The sequence below is a fragment of the Streptomyces sp. NPDC018964 genome (genome assembly GCF_044390325.1).
Lineage (GTDB): Bacteria > Actinomycetota > Actinomycetes > Streptomycetales > Streptomycetaceae > Streptomyces.
The window spans coordinates 1-21,884 of sequence record NZ_JBIRYZ010000015.1; the positions used below are offsets into that span (position 1 = coordinate 1).

Consider the following 21,884-nt stretch of genomic DNA (forward strand, 5'->3'; position numbering starts at 1 on the left):
CATGGCGCAGCTGAACGCGTACGCGCGCGGCCGCGGCATGGACATCGAGACGGTCCCGATCCGGGGCAACGTCGACACCCGCATCGGGTACGTCCACCAGGGCGACCTGGACGCGGTGGTGCTGGCCGCCGCCGGGATGAACCGCATCGGACGCGCCGACGAGGTGACCGACGTGCTGTCGGTCGACACGGTGCTGCCCGCCCCCGGCCAGGGGGCACTGGCGATCGAATGCGCCGCGCACGACGCGGAGCTGATCACCGCGCTCGCCGGGCTCGACGACCCGCTCACGCGGGCCGCCGTGACGGCCGAGCGTTCCCTGCTCGCCGCTCTGGAGGCCGGCTGCAGCGCACCCGTGGGGGCGCTGGCCGATCTCCTGACCGACGGGCGGGCTGTCAAGGAAATGCGCCTGCGCGGCGTCGTCGGCACGACCGACGGCTCGACGCTGGTGCAGTTGTCCACCACCGGTCCCGTGCCCGAGACGCACGAGGCGGCGACGGCACTCGGTCGCGAACTCGCCACCGAGATGCTCGCGCAGGGCGCGGCCGGTCTGATGGGGGAGCGAGCGCAGTGAGCCCCACCACCCTTCCCGCCCCTCCGGAACACGGGCACGTCACCTTCCTCGGTGCCGGACCCGGGGATCCGGGACTGCTGACCCTGCGCGCCGTGGAGGCGCTGGCGAACGCGGACGTCCTCGTCGCCGAGCACGAGGTGCTCGACGTCGTACGCACGCACGCGAGGCAGGGCGTCGCCGAAGTGCACACGGATGCCGACACGTCGGTTCCGGGCACGGGCACGCCCCAGCTGACGGTCGTCGACGGCGCGTCAACAACCGCTGGTGTTCCCGTTGTGCGGGATGCCTCACATCTTGTCATGGAGGCCGCGCGGGGCGGCAGGCGGGTCGTGCGTGCGGTGTCCGGTGACCCCGGGCTCGACGCGTACGCCGCCGAGGAGATGCTGGCGTGCGCCTCGGCCGGGGTGCCGTTCGAGGTCGTCCCCGGTGTCGCGGCGGCGGTCGGCGTCCCCGCGTACGCCGGTGTGCCGCTGCGCGACGCGCAGGGCGCGGACGTCCGTTTCGTGGACGCGCGCACGGCCTCGGACCGCTGCTGGACGGAGGTCGGCGCGTCGGACGGCACGGTGGTCGTCTCCACCACGCTGGACTCCGTGGCCGCCGCGGCGGGCGAACTGGTGTCCGCCGGGCGCAAGCCCGACACCCCGTTGACGGTGACCGTCGCCGGTACGACGACCCGGCAGCGCACCTGGACGGCGACGCTCGGCACGATCGCGCAGACGCTGAAGCAGGCGAAGGTGCTGCCGTCCCCGGACGGCGGCCGACCGGTGATAGCCGTGGTCGGTGAGCGCAGCGCCCCCGCCCGTCGCGACCAGCTCTCGTGGTTCGAGTCCAAGCCGCTGTTCGGCTGGAAGGTGCTCGTGCCGCGGACGAAGGAGCAGGCGGCGTCGCTCTCCGACCAGCTCCGTTCCTACGGCGCGGTGCCGCACGAGGTCCCGACGATCGCCGTGGAGCCCCCGCGCACCCCGCAGCAGATGGAGCGGGCCGTCAAGGGCCTGGTGACGGGCCGCTACGAGTGGATCGCGTTCACCTCGGTCAACGCGGTGAAGGCGGTCCGCGAGAAGTTCGAGGAGTACGGCCTCGACGCCCGTGCCTTCGCCGGCATCAAGGTCGCGGCGGTGGGCGAGCAGACGGCCAACGCGCTGGTCGCCTTCGGCGTGAAGCCGGACCTGGTGCCGAGCGGCGAGCAGTCCGCGGCCGGCCTCCTGGAGGACTGGCCTCCCTACGACCCGGTCTTCGACCCGATCGACCGCGTCTTCCTGCCGCGCGCCGACATCGCCACGGAGACCCTGGTCGCGGGCCTGATCGACCTGGGCTGGGAGGTCGACGACGTGACCGCCTACCGCACGGTCCGCGCGTCGCCGCCCCCGGCGGAGACCCGTGAGGCGATCAAGGGCGGCGGTTTCGACGCGGTGCTGTTCACGTCGTCCTCGACGGTCCGGAACCTGGTCGGCATCGCGGGCAAGCCGCACAACGTGACGGTGATCGCCTGCATCGGCCCGGCGACGGCGAAGACGGCCGAGGAGCACGGCCTGCGGGTGGACGTGATGGCCCCCGAGCCGTCGGTCCACAAGCTGGCGGAGGCCCTGGCCGACTTCGGCACCCGCCGCCGCCTGGCCGCACTGGACGCGGGCGACCCGGTGACGAGGCCGAGCGAGCGGCGGCCGGGGGCGCGGAGGCGTCGGTCGACGACCTGATCCCGGCGAGCGGCGGGGCGGGCACAGCACGCGCGTGCTGTGCCCGCCCCGTTCGCGTCAGTTGCCTGAGGCGTAGGGGAGGAAGGTCGCCCAGGTGGCGGGGGTGAGGGCGAGGCGGGGGCCGTTCGGGTTCTTGGAGTCGCGCACATGGACGGTTGTCGAGGCAGTGGCGGCGACCTCGACGCAGGACGGACCGTCGTCCGAGCTGTAACTGCTCTTTATCCACTCCAGCTTGCTGTCGGCTCCGTCAGAGGGCTTGAGGGTCATGACTCTCCCAGCACTTTTTTGATGAGGGCCAGCGACTCTCGGGGAGTGAGAGCCTGCGCCCGGATGATGCCATAGCGCATGTCGAGGACCGTGGTCTCTTTCGGGTCGGTGATCACCCGGTTGGTGAGCTGGATTTCGTTCAGACCTACGGCCGCTCCGTCCTTGAGCTTGAGCAGCCGGAAGGGACCGCCGAGGCCCGAGTTCTCCTCCCGGCTCAGAGGCAGGACCTGTAGGTCGACGTTCCGTAACTGAGCTACTTCCGACAGCCGTTCGAGCTGGTTACGCATCACCATCTTGCCCCCGATCAGGCGGAGCAGCGTCGCTTCACACAGTACGAAGCTGAAGAGAGGGCGTGCTGTTGGGGCGCAGAAGATCTCCTGACGATCCAGCCGAGCAGCTACCCGCTGCTCCAACTCCTCTTCCGCGAACTCCGGTCGCCGAGAGCTGAACACTGCTCGCGCATATGCCTCGGTCTGCAAGAGGCCATCGATGACGCAGTTGTTGTAGGAGCAGATCTCGACGGCTTCCGCTTCCAGGCGCTTCACGTCTCGCACCTTCTTCGGGTACCGGACCTCCGCTACGTCCTTCTTCATCGCGGCGATCTTGCCGCCCGCCCCCAGCACCTCGTCCGCCGCGTCCAAGTACTCCGGCCGGGGAATCCGTCGCCCCCGTTCCACGCAGGAGACCGTCTCCTCCCCGTACTTGATCGCCGCCCCGAACTCCGCCTGGGTGAGGCCGGCCGCCTCCCGCCACAGCTTCAACTGCCGTGTGACCGTACGCATCACGGCCCCGGCCTCTTCGTCGTCCAGCCCCGCTTCCCACTCACCCATGCTCGTCGCCTCTCGTCGCGCGCCCTTCCCCGGACCAACTCCGGCCGCCCGCACCCGGTCACCCCGGGCAGGGCGGACAGAAACCGGACACCTGGCGTACAGCCGACGGCCGTACGACCTGCCCGTATTCACAGTGTGCACACGCATGAGCACACTGGGTGGCGAGAATCGGGAACTCCGCATCGCGGACAGAGAGAGGACCCCCATGACGACATTCGCCCCCGAGGCCCCCTGGGCGCTGCGCCTGGTCACCGATCGGCTGCCGGTCGGGCCGCCGCCGTACGCGACGGTGACGCTCGACCCCGTCACGCAGACCGCCCGCTACACCGACTCCGCCGGGCTGCCGGTCGAGATGGGCAAGCACGGGACGTCGAGGACGACCGGCACCGCGTCCGTGTCGGGCGGCGGTGACGGGAACGGTCCGCAGCCCCAGACGCAGGACGACAGCACCACCGACTACGAATCGGACTGACCGATGGCCTCCACCATCTTGGTCGTCACCGCGCTGGAGGACGTCACGGCGGACGCGGTCGTCGCCGCACTGAACGCGCGCGAGGTGCCGGTCGTCCGCGTCGATCCCGCAGACATCGGGCCCGCCCTGACGTTCGGTTTCCGCGTCGACGCGGAGCGTCCGGCGTGGAGCGGGTGGCTGCGTACGGCGAGCCGGGAGGTGGAGCCGGGGGAGGTGACGGCGGTGTACTACCGCCGTCCCACTCCGTACGGCACCCGGTTCGCGCATCTGCCCCGGCAGCGGCGGGACTTCGCCGCCACCGAGGCACGGCACGGGCTCGGTGGCGTCCTGAACGCCCTGTCCGGCGCCCGGTACGTCAACCACCCGGCCGCGGTGGCCCGTGCGGAGTCCAAGCCCGCCCAGCTCCGCAGGTTCGCCCGGCTCGGGCTGGGGATTCCTCCGACGCTGATCACCAACGACCGTAAGACCGCTGAGGAGTTCGCCGCCGAGCACGGCCCCGTCGTCTGCAAGACGTTCCGCGGCCTGCCCGCCGGCGTCGACGGGCGCACCGGAGCGATCTGGACCCAGCGGGTCGACCCGGAGACCTTCGACGACACGCTCAGCGTGACCGCCCACCTGTTCCAGGCCGAGGTTCCCAAGACCGGGGACGTACGCGTCACCGTGGTCGGCCGTCGTGTCTTCGCCCAGCAGGTCGCCGCGCCCGACGGCGCGCTGGACTGGCGCCGGGGCGACTGGGACGCCCTGCTCCACGCCCCGATCACCGTGCCGCCGCCCGTCGAGGCGGCGCTGCACGCCTACCTGGCCTCGTTCGGTCTGGTCTTCGGATGCTTCGACTTCGCGCTCACCGGTGACGGGGACGACCCGGAACACTGGACGGCGATCGAGTGCAACCCGAACGGACAGTGGGGCTGGCTTCCCGACGCCGAGGACATCACCGAGGCGTTCGCCGACCTCCTCACCATGGAAGGGAAGGGCCGTTCATGACGCTGCCCGTCGACCTCGACACCGATGCCGCGCGACTGCGCGCCGTCATGGCGGAGGACCTCGCCGTACGTGGGGCGCTGGACGATCCGGCCTGGCGGGCGGCGGTGGAGGCGGTGCCCCGGCACCGGTTCGTGCCCGGCTTCTACCTGCCCGGCGAGGAGCGGGACGGGCAGGGGTTGACCCGGTGGCAGCCGGTCACCGCCGCGCTCGACCACGGGCGCTGGCTGGCCGCCGCGTACTCCGACACCACGCTCATCACGCAGTTCGACGGCGATGAACCCGACTGGGAGCACCCGGCCGAGCGGCACGGAGGGGCCCCGACCTCGTCCTCCACGCTGCCGTCGCTCGTGGTGCGGATGTGGGCCGACGCCGACGTGCGGGAGGGGCACACGGTGCTGGAGATCGGCACGGGGACGGGGTACTCGACCGCGCTCGCCTGCGAACGCCTCGGATCGGCCGGTGTGACGAGCATCGAGGTGGACCCGCACCGGCTGGAGCGGGCCGCGGGCGCGCTGCACGGCTGCGGCTACGCGCCCGCCCTCGCGGTCGCGGACGGGCTGTACGGGTACTGGCCCGAGGCCCCGTTCGACCGGATCGTCGCCGCCTGCTCCTTCCGGGCCGTGCCCCCGGCCCTGGTCGCCCAGACCCGGCCGGGCGGGAAGATCCTGCTGACGCTCTCCGGCTGGCTCTACGGCTACGCCCGCGTCCTGCTCACCGTCGCCGGGGACGGCACCGCCGAAGGACGCCTGCTGGGCGGCACGGTCTCCTTCATGCCGGCGCGTACGCACGCGGCGCCGGCCTTCGGCAACCCCGCCCACTGGACGGCGGAGCCGCCGGGGGAGGCGCGGGTCGCCCGGCACGGTCCCGAGCGGATCACCGCCGCGACCGAGGAGGCCTTCCACCTGCGCTTCCTCGTGCAGAGCGCCGTACCCGACGCCCAACTGACCACCGTCGGCGATGTCCTGCATCTGATCGACGTGGTGAGCGGGTCGGCCGCCGCGCTGACGCCGGACGGTGACGGTGGCTGGCGGGTGCGGGAGGGAGGTCCGGTGCGGCTGTGGGAACGGGTCGAGCGCGTTCTGGACGCCTACGACACGGCAGGGCGGCCGGGACCGGAGACCTTCACCCTGTGCGTCCACGACGGCGGACAGCACCTGCGGCACCCGCACGTGCCCTGCCTTCCACTGCCGTCGCCCTGAGGGGCGGCCCGGACGGAGCCGGACAGCCTCCGGTCGCACGGGCCGCTCGCCTTCACAGCAGGCGCGTGACTGAACACGCTGAGTGACATGAATCGAGGAACCGCCGCGCCGCGCACCCCGCTCCACCAGTTCACCGTGCCGCTCTCCGCCACGCGTCGGGGTGCCCGTCTCGCCCGCCTGCTCGCCACCGAGCAACTGGAGTCCTGGGAGCTGCCGTTGGACCCGGCCCGGCTGGTCGTCGCCGAACTGGCCACGAACGCCGTCGTGCACGGCCGGGTCCCCGGCCGGGGCTTCCGGCTCACCCTGACCGTCACCGTGGACGGCGTGCTGCGCGTCGAGGTGACCGACCCCAGGGGCGAGAGTGCGCCCGTGACCGGCGGCGTTCCACCGGAGCCCGCCGAGTCGGGCTACGGGCTGCTGCTGGTCGAGGAGTCGGCCGACCGCTGGGGTGTGGTGCCGGGGCCGTTCCCGTGCAAGACCGTGTGGGCGGAGCTGGAGCTCGTCCGGTGATCCGGGCCGTCAGCCGGTCGATCGCATGAGGCGGAGCGTCCCCTGTGGGGGCGCTCCGCCTCGTCGTTCTTCGCGGCCGGTTCCGTGCCTCGGGGTCGCTTCCTGCTTGGACTTGGACTTCGACTTGCAGCCTCATACCAGCAAGGTGTCCACCACCAGCTGGCATCACCCAACGTGACGAAGCGCTCCTGGGCGCCCCCATCGCCGCCTTCGGCTGGTGTGCGGGGTCCTGCCCGGTCAGGCCCAGGCTGCGGCGAGCCGATGGGCCATCGCGCGCAGGGTCGGGCGCGAGGGGGCGGGCGCGCCGGTCATCACCATCAGGGCGAGCGGTCCGCACAGTTCGGCGACGGCTGATGGGTCTTCCGGTACCGCGCCGAGCCGAGTCCGGACGTGATCCAGTACGGCGCGGGCCGGTGCGGCCAGCAGGTCGGCGTCGGCGACGAGGCGGCCGATCTCGGAGTCGTGCTGGGCTTCGCCGAGCAGCGCCCGGTAGGCGGCTCCCGCGGGTGAGGTCGTGAGGAAGGCGGCCAGCTTGACCAGGAAATCGGTCATCGTGCGGACCGGGTCGGCGTGTGCGGTGACGGCCAGCTCGCTGCGCGCGTCCTCGTCGCAGGCTTCGATCAGGATGTGCGCCTTGGTCGGCCACCACCGGTACACGGTCATCCGCCCCACTCCGGCGCGCTCCGCGATGCCTTTCATGGTCATCGCGGAGTAGCCGATCTCGACGAGCAGGTCGTCGACGGCGCGCAGGACGGCGACGCGGGCGGCCTCACTGCGTGGGCGCCCGGGGGCGGCGGGGCCGGTCATGCCGACAGGGTATCGGGACATGGCGTACCGCTACCCGCCGGCCGCGGCCCGGGGCGAGTGCGGCGTGCGACGCACGTGAGGTCTCCGGTCCTACGGGTCCGGCACCCCTTCGTATCGAGACACTGTGCATCGAATCTGCTAGAGTTTCGAAGCAGTAAGCCTCGTTATTGCCCGAGCGGGGCCGACCCCGGTCGTTCCCGACGTGCTTGCGGCGTCGCGCTCCCGTGCGGGCCGCGAGCGGCCGATGCCTTTGGGGCCGTCGTGTCCTGTACGTCGTGATGCCGTAACCCGGGTGACGCGCCCGGCCGTTTCTCACGCCGGTGTCGCAACGGCCTGTGTCACGCAGTCCTCTTCCGACCCTCTCAGCCACGGCGCGACCCGACCCGTCCGCGATCAGCCGAGGAGATGCAGCAGGATGCCCGACAACGACGAAGCGCCCATAGGCGGGCACAGCCGCCGGGCCGTACTCAAGACGGGTGGGTTCACCGCCACGCTGGTCGCCACCGGCGGTGTGCTGGGCACCGCCGTCGGCGAGGGCGCGGGTGCCGCACCGCCCGCCCCGGCCACCGAGGTGACACTCCATGTCAACGGCAGAACTCATCGCCTCACAGTCGAGACCCGGGTGACCCTCCTGGAGACGGTGCGTGAGCGTCTCGGCCTGACGGGCACGAAGAAGGGCTGCGATCGGGGCGAGTGCGGCGCCTGCACGGTTCTCGTCGACGGCCGGCGTGTGAAGTCGTGCCTGACCCTCGCGGTCATGGAGGACGGCCGCGAGATCACCACGGTCGAAGGGCTGGCCCGCGGCGAAGAACTGCATCCCGTGCAGGAGGCGTTCATCCGGCGGGACGCCTTCCAGTGCGGGTTCTGCACCCCCGGGCAGATCATGTCCGCCGTCGCCTGCATCGACGAGGGGCACACGGGCTCCGACGACGAGATCCGGGAGTGGATGAGCGGCAACCTCTGCCGGTGCAGCTGCTATCCGAACATCGTCGACGCCGTACGGGACGCCGCGAGGGAGCGTGCGTGATGAAGCCGTTCGACTACACGCGCACGGCACGTGCGTCCGAGGCCGTGCGGTTGGTGGCGGCCCGCCCGGGGGCGACGTTCGTCGCGGGCGGGACCGAGTTGCTGAACCTCGTCAGGGACCGGGCTCTCGCCCCGGACCTGGTCGTGGACATCAATCAGGTCCCGCTGTCGGGCATCGAACTGCGCGACGGCACGTTGCACGTGGGGGCGACGGCCCGGATGCGGGAGGTGGCCGAGCACCCGGTGGTCCGTTCCGGGTTCCCGGCGCTGTCCGAGGCCCTGCTGGCGTCGGCGTCCCCGCAGATCCGCAACCGGGCCTCCATCGGCGGGAACCTCATGCAGCGCACGCGGTGCTGGTACTACCGCGACGCCGGCAGCCCGTGCAACAAGCGCGAGCCCGGCAGCGGATGCCCGGCCATCACGGGGCAGAACCGCTGGCACGCGATCCACGGCGGCAGTCGCCACTGCATCGCCGTACATCCCTCCGACCTCGCGGTCGCACTGAGCGCTCTGCAGGCCACCGTCGTCGTTCTCGGCCCACGGGGCGAACGTTCCATCCCCCTCGAGGACTTCTACCTCCTGCCCGGCACGACCCCGCACAAGGAGACGGCACTGCGGCACGGCGAGCTGATCACCGGGATCACCGTCCCCGGGAGCCGGTCGGCCCGTCACTCGCGCTACCTCAAGCTGCGCGACCGGGCGACGTTCGAGTTCGCCGTGGTCTCCGTGGCTGCGGCGCTGACCATGGAAGGCGGCGAGGTGGGCGATGTCCACCTCGCCTTCGGGGGCATCGCCCCGCGGCCGTGGCGCTCGGCCGAGGCCGAAGCGGCCCTGCGCGGGCGGCCGTTGACCGACTCCACCATCGCGTCGGCCGCCCAGGCGCTGGTCAGCGGCGCGCAGCCGCGCGAGCACAACACGTTCAAGGTCGAGCTGGTACGCCGTGCACTGACCGACATCCTGACCGACCTGGGAGGCAGGCGATGAGCCGGATCGTGGGCAGGCCCGTGCCCCGCGTCGAGGGCCACGCGAAGGTGACCGGCGCGGCCGAGTTCACCGCGGACGTGCACGTCCCCGGCGCCCTGCACGGCGTCATGGTGCTCAGCACCATCGCCCGCGGACGGATCACCCGCCTGGAGACCCGGCAGGCCGAGCGCTCCGCCGGTGTGGCCGCCGTGATGACCCACCGGAACATGCCACGCTTGACGGTCCCGGAACCGCATCTGCTGGTCAAGCGCTTCCTCCCGTTGCAGGACACGGAGATCCACCACAGCGGCCAGCCGGTCGCTCTCGTCCTGGCCGAGACCCTGGAGCAGGCCCAGCACGCGGCGACGCTCGTGCGCGTCTCCTACGACACCCAGCCCGTCCGGACGGTCTTCGAGGACGCCATGGACGACGCCTGGATCCCCCCGCCCGAGGAGGAGCCCGGGGAGGCCCCCGTGCCCAACGAGCTCACCCGCGGTGACCCGGAGGGCGCCCTCGCGCGCGCCGACCTGCGCGTCGACGTCACCTACACCACGCCCATCCACCATCACAACCCGATCGAGCCGTCCGCGACCACGGCCGTCTGGCGGGGCCGAAAGGTGACGGTGTACGACGCCAGCCAGGGGGTCACCGCCGCCCAGGAGAGCATCGCCCAAGCCCTCGACCTGCCGGTCGGGCACGTTCGCGTGATCTCGCGGTATCTGGGGGGAGGGTTCGGCTGCAAGACGCCGTGGCCGCACACCGTACTCACCGCTGCCGCCGCCCGGGAGGTCGACCGCCCGGTCAAACTCGTCCTGTCCCGCTCCGACTCCTACAGCCTGCACGGGCACCGCTCCCAGGCCCATCAGCGCCTGCGGCTCGGAGCCCGGCGGGACGGCACGCTCACCGCCATCGACCACGTCACCACCCAGCAGGTCTCCCGGACCGAGGACGAGTTCCTGCCCAGCGCCAGCGTGCCCACCCGCCGCCTGTACGCCTGCGACAACCTCTCCCTCGCCCAGCGGGCAGTCCGGCTCGACCTGCCCACCCCGGCCTGGATGCGCTCGCCCGAGGTCATGCCGGCCCACGGTCTGGAGTGCGCACTCGACGAACTGGCCTACGCGGCGGGCATGGACCCGATCGAGTTGCGGCTGCGCAACCACACCGCCACCGACCCCGAGACCGGCGAGCCGTTCCCCAGCAAACACCTCAAGGAGTGCTACCGGCGCGGCGCCGCCGCGTTCGGCTGGAGCGAACGCGACCCGCGCCCCGGCTCGATGCGCGACGGCCGCATCCGCATCGGCTGGGGCATGGCGACCGCCGCACACAGCGCGGGCGGCATGCCCGGCGCAGCCGCCCGTGTCACCCTTTCCACCGAGGGCACGGCGCGGGTGCAGGTCGCCACCCAGGACATCGGCACCGGCACCTACACGGTCATGTCCCAGATGGCCGCGCACGTGCTGGGCCTGCCCCTGGGCGACGTCGACTTCGTGCTCGGCGACACGAACCTGCCCTACGCGTCGCTGTCGGCCTCCTCCGCCACCGTTCCGGCCGTCGGCGGCGCCGTCAACCGCACCTGCACCGAAGCCCGGCAGAAGCTGATCGGCCTCGCCGTCGCCGACCCGCGCTCCCCGCTGCACGACCTGCCCGCCGACGAGATCACCGCCGAGGACGGGACCCTTTACCGGACGAGCCGGCCCGAGCGGCGGGACAGCATCCGCGCGGTGCTCACCCGCCACGGCCGGCCGCTCGACGTCACCACCGAGGCCCCGGAGGAGAGCGGGGAGCAGTACTCCACCGGGGCCGTCTTCGCCGAGGTGCGCGTCGACCCACTGCTCGGCCAGGTCCGCGTCACCCGCATGCTCGGAGCCTTCGACCCCGGGCGCGTCCTCAACCGCAGAACGATCCGCAGCCAGGTCATCGGCGGCTTCATCTGGGCGGTCGGTTTCACCCTCACCGAACACACCCTTCTCGACACCCGGTACGGCCGGTTCGTCAACCGCAATCTCTCCGGCTACCTGATCCCCGTCAACGCCGACATCCCCGACATCCAGGCCCTCTTCATCGACCAGCCGGATCCGACCAGCCAGGCCCTCGGCGCCCGTGGGTTCGGCGAGACACCGATGTGCGGCATGACCGCCGCCATCGCCAACGCCGTCCACCACGCCACCGGACGCCGGATCCGCGACCTGCCCCTCACCCAGGACAAACTCATCGCGAGCGCGTCATGAACGACGCCTGGCAGCAGTTGCACCGCCTGTGGGAGTCGGGCACGCCCGGCGCCCTGGCCACCGTCGTCTCCACCTACGGCTCGGCGCCCAGGCAGCCCGGAGCGATCATGGTCTGCACCCCGCAGGGGAAGGTCACCGGCAGCGTATCGGGGGGCTGCGTGGAAGGGGCCGTGTACGACAGAGCCCAGGAGGCACTGCGGTACGGCACCGCGGTGCTGGAACGCTACGGGGTCAGTGACGACGACGCCGGCGCGGTCGGCCTGACGTGCGGCGGCACCATCGAGGTCCTCGTCGAACGCGTCGACCGCTCCTCCTTCCCCGAACTGGAGGACCTCCTCACCCGTCGACGGGCCGGCACCGCCGTCGCCCTGGCCACCCTCCTCGACGACGCGAGCGCACCCGGCTCGGGCCGGCACCTCGTCTGCTGGGCCGACGGCACGAGCGGCAGCACCGGCAGCAGCGCCCTCGACGAGGAGATCGCACGGGAAGCGAAACGGCTGCTGGCCCAGGGCCGCTCCGGCGTCGTCCGTCCCGCGACCGCCGCTACGGACGGCCCGAAGAACGGCACAGCCGGCAGCCCTCGCGTGTTCGTCAACTGCCTGACGCCCCCGCCGCGCATGCTGATCTACGGCGCCAACGACTTCGCCACCGCCCTGGCACGCCAAGGCGCCCTGCTCGGCTACCGGGTCACCGTGTGCGACGCCCGCCCGGTGTTCACCACACCGGAACGGTTCCCGGACGCCGACGACGTCGTCGTGGCCTGGCCCCACCACCACCTCGCCGCCGAAGCGGCAGCCGGACGCATCGACGCGCGCACCGCGGTCGTCTCACTCACGCACGATCCCAAGTTCGACCACCCCCTGCTGAAGACCGCGTTGCGCCTGGATCTCGCCTACACCGGGGCCCTGGGCTCGCGGCGCACCGCCGCGCGCCGGGTGGCGGGGCTGCGCGCCGCGGGACTGCCCGAGGAACGACTCACGCGCCTGAGCTCTCCCGCCGGACTGGACCTGACCGGTACCAGCCCGGCCGAGACAGCGCTGTCCATCACCGCCGAAATCCTCCACCTGCGCAACGGCGGCAGCCGGATGCGCCTGCGCGACATCCACGGACCGATCCACCGGAAGGCCACGCCACCGCGACAGCCGCTGCCGGAAGCGAGCGTCCCCTGACCCGTCGGCGAGCGGACGCCGTCCCGCCGGAGGCTCGGCGACGCCCGCGCAGCCGCGTTGTGCCACGTCGCCGACAAGCTCCTGACCGGCCTCCACTTCCACTTCTGTCCCACCCGCCAGGGGTTCCAGTAGTCGCGGTAGCCGGTGATCAGGCCGTCCCGGAAGGTGACGACGGCGATGTACGTCATGTCGTAGGCCGCGCCGGTGGCGACCACACGGCCCTCCGCGCGCATCTCGACCACGAGGGTGCCGGGGTCGTCGGTCCGGTGGATGCGCAGGTCGGGGATGTCGTGCAGGTCGATGTGGTCGGGGTGGTCGCGCATGTACGCGGCGACCGCCTCCCTGCCCCCCAGGCGCCGGGGCCAGCCTTCGGCGGCGAAGGGGAACTCCAGGACACCGTCGTCGTCCCACAGGGCGGTCCAGGCGGGGATGTCCTTGTCCAGCAGCAGGCGCAGGCTGTGGCGGAAGAGTGCCTCGGAGGAGGCGGGGGTGTGCTCGGGCATGGGGGTGTCTCCGTCCCGTAGAATGCGGACCGCCGGTCCGCTTTACGGGAGGCGACGATACGGACCGCCGGTCCGCTTTGTAGGCGTGGGAGGTCGATGATGGAGACGGAACCGGTGGACGGTGCGTCCGCACGCAGGCCGCGCAAGGACGCGGCGCGCAACCGGGCGGCCCTGCTCGCCGCGGCGGACGACCTGTTCGCGCGCTGCGACAGCCCCGAGGACATCACGATGTCCGACGTCGCGGCGGCGGCCGGCGTCGGCAAGGGCACGCTGTTCCGCGCGTTCGGCGACCGTACGGCGCTGATCACCGCGCTCTACGCGGCGCGGCTGGAGCCCCTCGAGGCGGCGGTGTCGCACGGGCCGCCGCCCCTGGGCCCCGGCACACCGCCGGCGGGACGCGTGCCCGCGCTGCTCGACGCGTTGCTGTGCTTCAAGCTGGACCACCGCCATCTCATGCTGGCGCTGGAGGGAGCGGGGTCCGGCAGCCCTTACCGGGCGGAGCACTACGGGCGGTGGCACGAGCTGCTGCGCTCCGCGCTGGCCGGTGTCCCGGGCCTCGCCGACCCCGGCTTCACCGCACACGCCCTGCTGGCCGCCGTACGCGCCGACCTGGTCGAACACCTCGCGGGCGACTGCGGTACGGACCGCGACGAACTGCGGTCACGGCTGCAGGAGTTCGTGCGCCGGGTGCTGGCCGGGCCGTGATCGGCGCGGGCGACGTCAGGTCGGCTCGCGCAGGGCCTGGCGGCGGTGTGGCGCGGCTCGGATGTCGGCCTCCCCGACGTGGACGGCGCGGTCGCGGAGCAACGCGCGGCAGGTGAGGGGTGCGGAGGTGCGGGGAGGCGGGAAAAGACCTTCGGACGCACCCGTCGGGGTGCCGAAGGCCGGCAGGCGCATTCCAGCGGCCTCGTGGCCCACCGCGGTGTTCCGCCGCCGGGCGGCCGGGGTTCAGCCGAGGCGGCGGACCGGGGTGCCGGCGAGGTAGGCCTCGATGTCCTCGACCGCCTGACCGTAGTACGTGCGGTAGTTGAGCTCGGAGACGTAACCGAGGTGGGGGGTGGCCAGGAGGCGGGGCGCGGTGCGCATCGGGTGGTCGGCGGGCAGGGGTTCCGTGTCGAAGACGTCGGCCGCCGCGCCCGCGATCCGGGACCCGTGGAGGGCGTCGAGCAGGGCGTCCTGGTCGACGAGTGCCGAGCGGGAGGTGTTGACCAGGTAGGCGGTCGGTTTCATCAGGGCCAGTTCGGGGGCGCCCAGGATGCCCCGGGTGGTGTCGCCCAGGACGAGGTGGAGGGAGACGAAGTCGCTGGTGCGGAGCAACTCCTCCTTAGAGGGCGCCAGTTCGACGCCCACCTCGTCCGTGCGGTCCTTGGTGAGGTGCGGGCTCCACGCCGTGACCTCCATGCCGAAGGCGAGGCCCACCCGCGCCACCCGGCCGCCGATCTTGCCCAGGCCGAGCAGGCCGAGGCGGCGGCCGTGCAGATCGGCGCCGACCGTCGACTGCCAGGGGCCGCCCGTGCGCAGGGCGTTGTTCTCCGGGACGATGCCGCGGGCGAGTCCGAGCAGCAGCGCCCAGGTCAGTTCCACCGGCGGGGTGGGGGAGCTCTGGGTGCCGCAGACCGTGACGCCGTTGCGTTCGGCGGCCGCGAGGTCGATGACCGAGTTGCGCATGCCGGAGGCGACGATCAGCCGCAACCGGGGCAGCCGGTCGAACAGGGAGGCGGGGAAGGGGACGCGTTCGCGCAACGTCACCACGATGTCGAAGTCGGCCAGCGCCACGGCCAGTTCGTCCTCGCCGGCGAAGTGCTCGGTGAAGGAGGTGACCTCCACCCGGTCCTGGAGGGAGCTCCAGTCGGCGACGGTGGTGGCGATGTTCTGGAAGTCGTCGAGCACGGCGCAGCGAAGCCGCATGTCAGTCCCCTTCGTCGGCGCGGTTCAGCGCTTCGGCCACGGCTCGGGCGAAGGCCTCCGGATTGTCCAGCATGATGTTGTGCCCGCAGTCGGGGACCGGGATCACCGAAACGCCGGCGGCCGTCAGCCCGTCCGTGCCGGGGAACGGGGCGTCCGCCTCGGGGAACAGGAACGTGCGGGGGACCGGCAGGGCGAGCAGCAGCTCGCGCATCGTCGGCTCGGTGCCGTCGACCAGGTGGGAGGCGCTGCGGTGCAGGGCCTCCAGACCCGCCAGCCGCATCGTCGACCACCAGTGCGCGCCCGCCCGGTCGCGGACCTCGCGCCAGCCGCCGCCCGCCACGAACTCCTCCTCCGAGTACGCCGCGATGCCGCTGCTGCCCGGGGCACCGGGCAGCCGGGGCAGCGGGTCGAGGTTGGCGTCGACCAGGACCAGCCGGGACACCAGCTCCGGATGGCGGGAGGCGAGGACGACGGCGACGGAACCGCCCATGCTGTGCGCGACCACCTCGGCGGCGGTGACCCGCGCGGTGCGCAGCGCGGCGGCGAGCGCGTCCGCGTGGTCCTCCAGGGTGTAGGCGAACGAGGTGGGACGGTCGCTGTGGCCGTGGCCGAGCAGGTCCACCAGGAGCGAGCGGTGACCCGCGAGGAGCGGGTGGACCGCGGTCGCGGTGAAGTACGCGGGGGAGGTGGCGCCCAGCCCGTGCACGTAGACGCGGGCCGGGTCCCGGCCCGGCAGCTCGACCCAGCGGATGCGGTCGCCCTCGGCCGTCACGGCGGCGCTGTGCACGGTGTGGTCCCCCTCGGGTGGTGTGATGACGGGCGACGAGCACCGTATCCCCTCGGTGACCGGCACCGGGGGTCCGGGCCGACTGCGCGTCGGCAAAGGCACGGGTGGGGCGGGCGTAGCGTAGGTGGTATGACGACGTACGGATCCTTCCCCGGCACGCGGCCGCGGCGTCTGCGTACCACCCCCGCCATGCGGCGCATGGTCGCCGAGACCCGGCTGCACCCCGCCGACTTCATCCTCCCGGCCTTCGTGCGGGAGGGCGTGAGCGAGCCGGTGCCGATCGCGGCGATGCCGGGCGTCGTGCAGCACACGCGGGACAGCCTGAAGAAGGCGGCCGCGGAGGCCGTGGCGGCCGGGATCTCCGGGATCATGCTGTTCGGCGTGCCGGAGGAGTCCAAGAAGGACGCCGTCGGGACGCCGGGCACCGACCCGGACGGGATCCTCCAGGTGGCCCTGCGGGACGTGCGGGCCGAGGTCGGGGACGACCTGCTCGTCATGTCCGACCTGTGCCTCGACGAGACCACCGACCACGGGCACTGCGGGGTCCTCGACGAGCAGGGGCGCGTCGACAACGACGCCACGCTGGAGCGGTACGCCGAGATGGCTCAGGTGCAGGCCGACGCGGGCGCCCACGTCGTCGGGCCGAGCGGGATGATGGACGGGCAGATCGGGGTCATCCGTGACGCCCTCGACCAGATCGGTCGGGAGGACGTCGCGATCCTCGCCTACACCGCCAAGTACGCGTCCGCCTTCTACGGGCCGTTCCGGGAGGCCGTCGGCTCCTCGCTCAAGGGCGACCGCAAGACGTACCAGCAGGACCCGGCGAACCTCCGCGAGTCGATGCGCGAGCTGGCGCTCGACCTGGAGGAGGGCGCCGACATGGTGATGGTGAAGCCGGCGGGCCCGTACCTGGACATCCTGGCGCGGGTCGCGGACGCGGTGGACGTGCCGGTGGCCGCGTACCAGATCTCCGGCGAGTACTCGATGATCGAGGCCGCCGCCGAGAAGGGCTGGATCGACCGGGACCGGGCGATCCTGGAGTCGCTGACCGGCATCAAGCGGGCCGGTGCGCGCAACATCCTCACCTACTGGGCCGTCGAGGCGGCCCGCGCCCTGCGCTGACGCCTGGCCCCTGCCGCATGCCCGCGGCCCGTCCCTCCCTGCCTGCCGAGGAGCGGGCCGGGCGGGACGGGCGGGCCGGGGGAGCCGGGCGGGTGCCGCGCTCTAGTACAGGGCGTTGTCCATGGTGGACTGCCAGTAGGTGACCTGCAGGGCGTCGTCGACGTGGACGCCGCCGGAGGGCAGGCTCACGGTGGCGATCGAGCCGTCACCGAACGGGATCGTGAGGGTGTTCACCGTGCGCCCGTTCCCGGCGCTGCCGTCGGCGGCCGACAGCAGCACGCCCGCGTAACCGGACTTGCCGGGCTCCAGGGTCGTCACCGCCTGCGGCTTGGTCTCCTCGAAGACCGGCGGCACGGACTGGGCCTCGCCGAACTTCGCCTGCGGGTAGGCGGGCAGGTAGCAGCTCTTCGAGCCGGTGTTGGTGGCGGTCAGCAGCAGGTGGTTGACCGGGCGCTCCACCTCGGTGGCGGTGATCTTCACGGCGGACGCGGAGCACTTGCCGAGGGTGTCCTTGTCCTGCGTGCCGGAGCCGTTCCCGGAGCCCTTTTCGTTCCTGTTCCCGGACCCGCCTGCCGTGCCGTTGTTCCCGCCGGCGCCCGAGGAGCCGGACGAACCGTCCTTGCCGCCCTGCGCGTCCGTACCGTTCGAGCCGTTCGAGCCGTTGTTTCCGGACGTGCCGGCGGAGTCCGCGGTGGACGGCTTCGCCTCGGCGGTGGCCGTGGTGGAGGAGGACGGGCTGTCGGCGCCCGTGTCCGATCCGCCCTCGCAGGCCGTCAGTGCCAGCGCCGCCAGGGCGACGGTGGACGCGGCGAACAGGCGGGTGCGGGCGGTGCGTACGAACATGGTGGAACCCCTTCGGGTGTGGCTGGAGTGTGCGGGCCGCTCAACTGGTTGTCAGGAACGGCTGCTTGGATGACCACAGCCTGTGGCACGGTCCGTCCCGGTCGCCAGCCACGGCGGGGCATGCGGGACAATGGAATGACGAAAACGGCTCTGAGCTGGGAAAACGGCGTCCCGCTGGGACGCGGTGCGGGGATGCGGGAAGGGGAGAAACGGTGGCGGGGGACGATTTCGCGGGGCTGCTGAGGGAGCTGAAGGAGCGTTCCGGCCTCAGTTACGGGACGCTGGGCAAGCGGTTGCACATGAGTGCGTCGACACTCCACCGCTACGTCAGCGGTGAGGTCGTACCGGTGGAGTTCGCCCCGGTGGAGCGGATGGCCCGGTTGTGCCGGGCGACCCCCGAGGAACTGCTGGAGCTCCACCGCCGCTGGATCCGCGCGGACGCCCTGCGGGGCATGAAGGAGGACAGCGGCGCGAAGGAGAAGGCCAAGTCCTCGGAGGGGGAGAAGGGCAAGCCCTCGGAGGAGCGGAAGGCCGAGTCCTCGGAGGAGGGCGGGTCCGTCGAGGGGCGGGGCGAGTCCGCTGCGGGAGGAGCCGAGCTCTCTGAAGGGCGGGCCGAGCCGGCCGGGGAGAAGACCGAGTCCGCTGCGGGAGGAGCCGAGTCGGCTGCGGGGCAGGCCGAGCCCGCAGACAAGAAGGCCGAGCCCGCCGGGGAGGAGGCCGAGCCCGCCGGGGTGGAGGCCGAGTCCGGCCGCGCCGGGAGCGTGCCCCCCGCCGGTGTGTCCCCGGGGGACGAGGAGGAGGCCGTCACCGTGGTCGGTGACGTGGCCCGGTCCGGTACACCGGCGGGGGGCCGCAGGCTCTCACGGCGGACCGCGCTGTACGCCGGCACGGCCGTCGCCCTCGTCGTCGCCGTGGCGCTCGGAGCGACGCTGCTCCCGGACGGGGGGACCGGACGGGACGGCTCCGCCGACGCCGCCGGAGCCACCGTCTCCCACTCGGAGTCCCCCTCGCCGTCGCGGACCGCGCGGTCGGCCTCCCCGAGCAAGAGCGCGTCGGCCGAGCCGTCCGCCTCCGCCTCCGCGTCCGCGAAGAAGGACGAGCCGAAGGCGAGCCCTTCGGCCTCCCGGGGCGGCAACGCCGGCGGTTCCACCGGCCGGGACGGCGGGGAAGAGGGGGGCGTCCCGATCACGGTCCAGACCACGCCGTACTACTGGGAGTCCCCCTGCGAGCAGAGCTTCCTCGTCGACCGCAGCCCGCAGAACATGCCGCCCCCGCCCTCCCAGCAGAGCGTGGTCGGCTGGGTCACCCCGCTCGGTGCCGTCGCCGCCGACCGGCAGATGGTCGCGCTCACCGTGCAGGGCACGGGCGAGGAGACCGTCGTCGTGCAAGGGCTGCACCTGCGCGTGGCGAGCAGTGGGGCACCGCTCGACTGGAAGAAGTACGCGGCGGGCGTCGGCTGCGGCGGCGAGGTGGCCACCAAGTCGTTCGACGCGTCGCTCGACCTGGGCGACGCCACGGTCACCCCGATCAACGGGCAGCGGAACTTCCCCTACAGCGTGACCGAGTCCGACCCCGAGGTCTTCTACGTCGACGCCCACACCTCCGGGCGCGACGTCCGCTGGTACCTGGAGCTCGACTGGTCCAGCGGATCGCGGAAAGGCACGATCCGGATCGACGACCACGGCAAGCCGTTCCGCACCAGCGCCTCGAAGACCGAGTACTACGGGTACATGCTGGGCGGCAACACCTGGGAGTACTTCGAGGGCACCTGATCCGGCGGACGGCGCATCCGGGCGGCGGCCCAACTGCCGCCCGGCGTAAGGTGATCGCCTGGGGCGCCGCTCCCGGCAGGGGGTGCGTGCGCACCGCTTCGTCCAGCACGAACCGTGAGGGAGAGACCCGTGTCCGGTGACGCGCTCAGCCAGGACCCCGCCGAGTTCCAACGGCGGATCGACAGCAGCAAGGCGCATCCGGCCCGGGTCTACGACGTGTTCCTCGGGGGCAAGGACCACTACCCCGCGGACCTGTCGGCGGCGGCCGCGGGACTGACGGCGAACCCGCGCGGGTACCTCGACGTGCGGCACAACCGGGACTTCCTGCGGCGCGCGGTGAACGAGCTGGTGGCGGACGACGGCATCCGCCAGTTCCTCGACATCGGCACCGGCCTGCCCACCGCGGAGAACGTGCACCAAATCGCCCAGCGCGTCGCCCCCGAGTCGCGCGTCGTGTACGTCGACAACGACCCGGTGGTGCTGGCGCACGCCCGCGCCCTGCTCACCAGCGGGCCCGAGGGGCGTACGGACTACATCGACGCGGACCTGAAGGACCCGGCCGCCATCCTCGAACGGGCGGCGAAGACACTGGACTTCGACCGGCCGGTCGCGCTGTGCCTGGTCGCCGTCCTGCACTTCGTCGAGGACGAGGAGGCGTACCCGATCGTGCGCGAACTCGTCGACGCCCTGCCCTCCGGCAGCCGCGTGGTGCTCAGCCACCTCACCGAGGACCTCAACCCCGAGAACATCCGGGCGGTGCAACGGACGTACACCGAACGCGGGTTCACGTTCGTGCTGCGCACGCGGGCGGAGGTGGAGCGGTTCTTCACCGAGAACTCCCTGGACGTCGTGGAACCGGGCGTGGTCCCCGTGCACCACTGGCGTCCCGACCACGCCGCGCCCGTCCCCGAGCGGCCGGAGGCCTCCTACCTGGAGGGCCTCGACCCGATCGAGCGGGTCCGGTACGCGGACATCAACGACGTGACGGACGCCGACATCAACGTGTACGGGGCCGTCGCCACGAAGCGCTGAGAGGGGTCCGGCCGTCCGGATCGCGGAAAACCGCGTGCAGGGGGCCCACAGTGCTGCTCGAACCCGGCGACACGGTCCTGGTCGAAAGCGCCTACGGACCCCGGAGGAGATCACGGAGGGGCTGCGCCGGCTCGCGGCGGGACCGCGCGGCTGAGCCGCGTGGTCACTCGTCCCACCAGCGTTCCCGTGCGTCGACCACGTCCGGATGGGCGGGAAAGCCGCCGCGGCGTTCGCCGTCGGGTCCCAGGGCGACGTTGCGGCCGAGTGCCACGGGCCGGCCGGCCTCGAGGCCCAGGGTGCTCGGGGCGCCGATGTACTCGTTCTCCACGTAGTAGCGCATCTGGACCCAGTAGGCCTCGATGGCGTTGTGCAGCGTCGGGAGGTCCAGCAGTTCCGGGCCGCCGTCGACGCCGCTGTCCAGTGCTCCGGCGAGGGCGAGGGTGAAGTTGTCGCCCGCGGGGACCTTGTCGCCATGGAGCTCGAAGTACTGGGACGGGGACTTTCCCATCACGGAGAGCGTGTCCCCGGTGCGGGAGGGGCCGTCCCCGCCCCGGTCGCGGTGGAGCCGGTCCCACACCGTTCCGAAGCCTTCGCAGTCGAGCAGCAGGACCTTGCGGGCCGCCGGAGCGTTCCGCACGGTCTCGGCCGCCGTCAGCAGGGGGGACGCCTCGCCCTCGTCCTCGACACGACGGGGGAGGACGACCTCGTCGTGGCGCCGGCCGGTGCCGACGTAGTGGAACAGCAGGACGTCCGACGCCTCCTCGGCGGCACGGCGGACGGCGTCGACCACCTCGGCGGGGTCGGTCCACGAGGTGAGCAGGGTGAGGTGCTCCGGGAGGAACGAGGGACCGGTGCGGGGGGACGTCAGCGCCTCCGCGAGTTTCACGGCACCGGCCGTGGACTGCACCTCGGGCGGACGGACGGCATCGTGGTCACAGGCGACCACCACGGCACGGGACCGCTCCAGGTCGGGCATGAGCGCGGGACGCCGATGCGGCGCGTCGGTGGCCATGCGTCCATTGTGGGCGCGCCCGCCGTGAAAAGCAGCGGCCCTTCCTCTCGACTCCCCGGAGGGGACGGACCGTCACCGGTCGAGCCGAGGCGCCGTCGGAGGCGCTCGGGCGTGCGGATGTCCAGTGGGACGTGCCCCGGTGCGGGGTGGGGGTGTGAACCTGACATCACTCGTGGGGAGATTGT

General features: G+C 72.4%; 20 protein-coding genes and 2 pseudogenes. 14 read left to right on the top strand and 8 right to left on the bottom strand.

The window, feature by feature from the left end; all coding sequences use genetic code 11:
* Positions 1 to 571: pseudogene (locus tag ACH5AO_RS24055) on the top strand (hydroxymethylbilane synthase); the annotation flags it as partial.
* Positions 568 to 2,265 carry a uroporphyrinogen-III synthase gene (locus ACH5AO_RS24060; protein ID WP_398927873.1) on the top strand — a complete coding sequence of 566 codons (1,698 nt, stop codon included), beginning with the start codon at positions 568 to 570 and terminating at the stop codon, positions 2,263 to 2,265. The pseudogene ACH5AO_RS24055 and the gene ACH5AO_RS24060, both read left to right, overlap by 4 nt.
* Positions 2,266 to 2,322: 57 nt before the next feature.
* On the opposite strand, the gene ACH5AO_RS24065 is transcribed toward ACH5AO_RS24060, so the two are convergent.
* Together ACH5AO_RS24065 and ACH5AO_RS24070 are read right to left on the bottom strand one after the other, a co-directional pair.
* The gene (locus ACH5AO_RS24065) at positions 2,323 to 2,532 is read right to left on the bottom strand and encodes a DUF397 domain-containing protein (protein ID WP_398927875.1); all 210 of its coding nucleotides are present in this window, start codon (positions 2,530 to 2,532) and stop codon (positions 2,323 to 2,325) included.
* Complete coding sequence (locus ACH5AO_RS24070) at positions 2,529 to 3,362, bottom strand: helix-turn-helix domain-containing protein (protein ID WP_398927877.1); 834 nt, start codon at positions 3,360 to 3,362, stop codon at positions 2,529 to 2,531. Before ACH5AO_RS24070 ends, ACH5AO_RS24065 begins: the two co-directional genes overlap by 4 nt.
* Positions 3,363 to 3,567: 205 nt before the next feature.
* On the opposite strand from ACH5AO_RS24070, the gene ACH5AO_RS24075 reads away from it, so the two are divergent.
* The 4 genes from ACH5AO_RS24075 (at position 3,568) to ACH5AO_RS24090 (ending at position 6,527) form a co-directional block, all read left to right on the top strand.
* Entirely contained in the window at positions 3,568 to 3,834 is a 267-nt protein-coding gene (locus ACH5AO_RS24075) for a putative ATP-grasp-modified RiPP (protein WP_398927879.1), read from the top strand.
* A gap of 3 nt (positions 3,835 to 3,837) precedes the next feature.
* Entirely contained in the window at positions 3,838 to 4,818 is a 981-nt protein-coding gene (gene tgmB / locus ACH5AO_RS24080; protein ID WP_398927881.1) for an ATP-grasp ribosomal peptide maturase, read from the top strand.
* Complete coding sequence (gene tgmC, locus ACH5AO_RS24085; RefSeq protein ID WP_398927883.1) at positions 4,815 to 6,017, top strand: ATP-grasp peptide maturase system methyltransferase; 1,203 nt, start codon at positions 4,815 to 4,817, stop codon at positions 6,015 to 6,017. The genes tgmB and tgmC overlap by 4 nt, the downstream gene beginning before the upstream one ends.
* A gap of 87 nt (positions 6,018 to 6,104) precedes the next feature.
* Positions 6,105 to 6,527 (top strand): ATP-binding protein, encoded by a 423-nt coding sequence (locus tag ACH5AO_RS24090; protein WP_398927885.1) that lies wholly within the window; start codon positions 6,105 to 6,107, stop codon positions 6,525 to 6,527.
* Between the two features lie 237 nt (positions 6,528 to 6,764).
* Here ACH5AO_RS24090 and ACH5AO_RS24095 read toward each other — a convergent pair whose 3' ends face one another.
* The gene (locus ACH5AO_RS24095) at positions 6,765 to 7,334 is read right to left on the bottom strand and encodes a TetR/AcrR family transcriptional regulator (protein ID WP_398927887.1); all 570 of its coding nucleotides are present in this window, start codon (positions 7,332 to 7,334) and stop codon (positions 6,765 to 6,767) included.
* Positions 7,335 to 7,749: 415 nt separating this feature from the next.
* Here ACH5AO_RS24095 and ACH5AO_RS24100 point away from each other — a divergent pair, with 415 nt between their 5' ends.
* From ACH5AO_RS24100 to ACH5AO_RS24115, 4 genes are read left to right on the top strand one after another with little or no spacing between them, the layout of a single operon-like run.
* A complete protein-coding gene (locus ACH5AO_RS24100) occupies positions 7,750 to 8,361 on the top strand; it encodes a (2Fe-2S)-binding protein (RefSeq protein ID WP_398927888.1) in 612 nt (203 codons plus the stop codon).
* Positions 8,361 to 9,344 carry an FAD binding domain-containing protein gene (locus ACH5AO_RS24105; RefSeq protein WP_398928142.1) on the top strand — a complete coding sequence of 328 codons (984 nt, stop codon included), beginning with the start codon at positions 8,361 to 8,363 and terminating at the stop codon, positions 9,342 to 9,344. The genes ACH5AO_RS24100 and ACH5AO_RS24105 overlap by 1 nt, the downstream gene beginning before the upstream one ends.
* Positions 9,341 to 11,551 (top strand): xanthine dehydrogenase family protein molybdopterin-binding subunit, encoded by a 2,211-nt coding sequence (locus tag ACH5AO_RS24110; RefSeq protein ID WP_398927890.1) that lies wholly within the window; start codon positions 9,341 to 9,343, stop codon positions 11,549 to 11,551. Before ACH5AO_RS24105 ends, ACH5AO_RS24110 begins: the two co-directional genes overlap by 4 nt.
* A complete protein-coding gene (locus tag ACH5AO_RS24115) occupies positions 11,548 to 12,720 on the top strand; it encodes an XdhC family protein (RefSeq protein WP_398927892.1) in 1,173 nt (390 codons plus the stop codon). The genes ACH5AO_RS24110 and ACH5AO_RS24115 overlap by 4 nt, the downstream gene beginning before the upstream one ends.
* Before the next feature lie 110 nt (positions 12,721 to 12,830).
* Here ACH5AO_RS24115 and ACH5AO_RS24120 read toward each other — a convergent pair.
* Positions 12,831 to 13,223, bottom strand: a pseudogene (locus ACH5AO_RS24120) (nuclear transport factor 2 family protein); the annotation flags it as partial.
* 96 nt (positions 13,224 to 13,319) lie between these two features.
* Between ACH5AO_RS24120 and ACH5AO_RS24125 the strand changes: the two are divergent.
* On the top strand, positions 13,320 to 13,928 hold the full coding sequence (locus tag ACH5AO_RS24125; RefSeq protein WP_398927894.1) for a TetR/AcrR family transcriptional regulator: 609 nt from the start codon (positions 13,320 to 13,322) through the stop codon (positions 13,926 to 13,928).
* A 243-nt stretch (positions 13,929 to 14,171) separates the two neighbouring features.
* Here the strand turns inward: ACH5AO_RS24125 and ACH5AO_RS24130 are convergent, their stop codons facing one another.
* On the bottom strand, positions 14,172 to 15,131 hold the full coding sequence (locus tag ACH5AO_RS24130) for a D-2-hydroxyacid dehydrogenase family protein (RefSeq protein ID WP_398927896.1): 960 nt from the start codon (positions 15,129 to 15,131) through the stop codon (positions 14,172 to 14,174).
* A 1-nt stretch (position 15,132) separates the two neighbouring features.
* Positions 15,133 to 15,918, bottom strand: a complete 786-nt coding sequence (locus ACH5AO_RS24135) for an alpha/beta fold hydrolase (RefSeq protein ID WP_398927898.1) — start codon at positions 15,916 to 15,918, stop codon at positions 15,133 to 15,135.
* 129 nt (positions 15,919 to 16,047) lie between these two features.
* On the opposite strand from ACH5AO_RS24135, the gene hemB reads away from it, so the two are divergent.
* Positions 16,048 to 17,040 carry a porphobilinogen synthase gene (gene hemB, locus ACH5AO_RS24140; RefSeq protein ID WP_398927899.1) on the top strand — a complete coding sequence of 331 codons (993 nt, stop codon included), beginning with the start codon at positions 16,048 to 16,050 and terminating at the stop codon, positions 17,038 to 17,040.
* A gap of 102 nt (positions 17,041 to 17,142) precedes the next feature.
* On the opposite strand, the gene ACH5AO_RS24145 is transcribed toward hemB, so the two are convergent.
* A complete protein-coding gene (locus ACH5AO_RS24145; protein WP_398927901.1) occupies positions 17,143 to 17,883 on the bottom strand; it encodes a DUF4232 domain-containing protein in 741 nt (246 codons plus the stop codon).
* Positions 17,884 to 18,095: 212 nt separating this feature from the next.
* Here ACH5AO_RS24145 and ACH5AO_RS24150 point away from each other — a divergent pair, with 212 nt between their 5' ends.
* Positions 18,096 to 19,655: a helix-turn-helix domain-containing protein gene (locus ACH5AO_RS24150; RefSeq protein ID WP_398927903.1), complete on the top strand. Its 1,560-nt coding sequence runs from the start codon at positions 18,096 to 18,098 to the stop codon at positions 19,653 to 19,655.
* A 129-nt stretch (positions 19,656 to 19,784) separates the two neighbouring features.
* Positions 19,785 to 20,687: an SAM-dependent methyltransferase gene (locus ACH5AO_RS24155; RefSeq protein WP_398927905.1), complete on the top strand. Its 903-nt coding sequence runs from the start codon at positions 19,785 to 19,787 to the stop codon at positions 20,685 to 20,687.
* A 163-nt stretch (positions 20,688 to 20,850) separates the two neighbouring features.
* Here ACH5AO_RS24155 and ACH5AO_RS24160 read toward each other — a convergent pair whose 3' ends face one another.
* Positions 20,851 to 21,699, bottom strand: a complete 849-nt coding sequence (locus ACH5AO_RS24160; RefSeq protein WP_398927907.1) for a hypothetical protein — start codon at positions 21,697 to 21,699, stop codon at positions 20,851 to 20,853.
* Positions 21,700 to 21,884 lie beyond the last annotated feature (185 nt).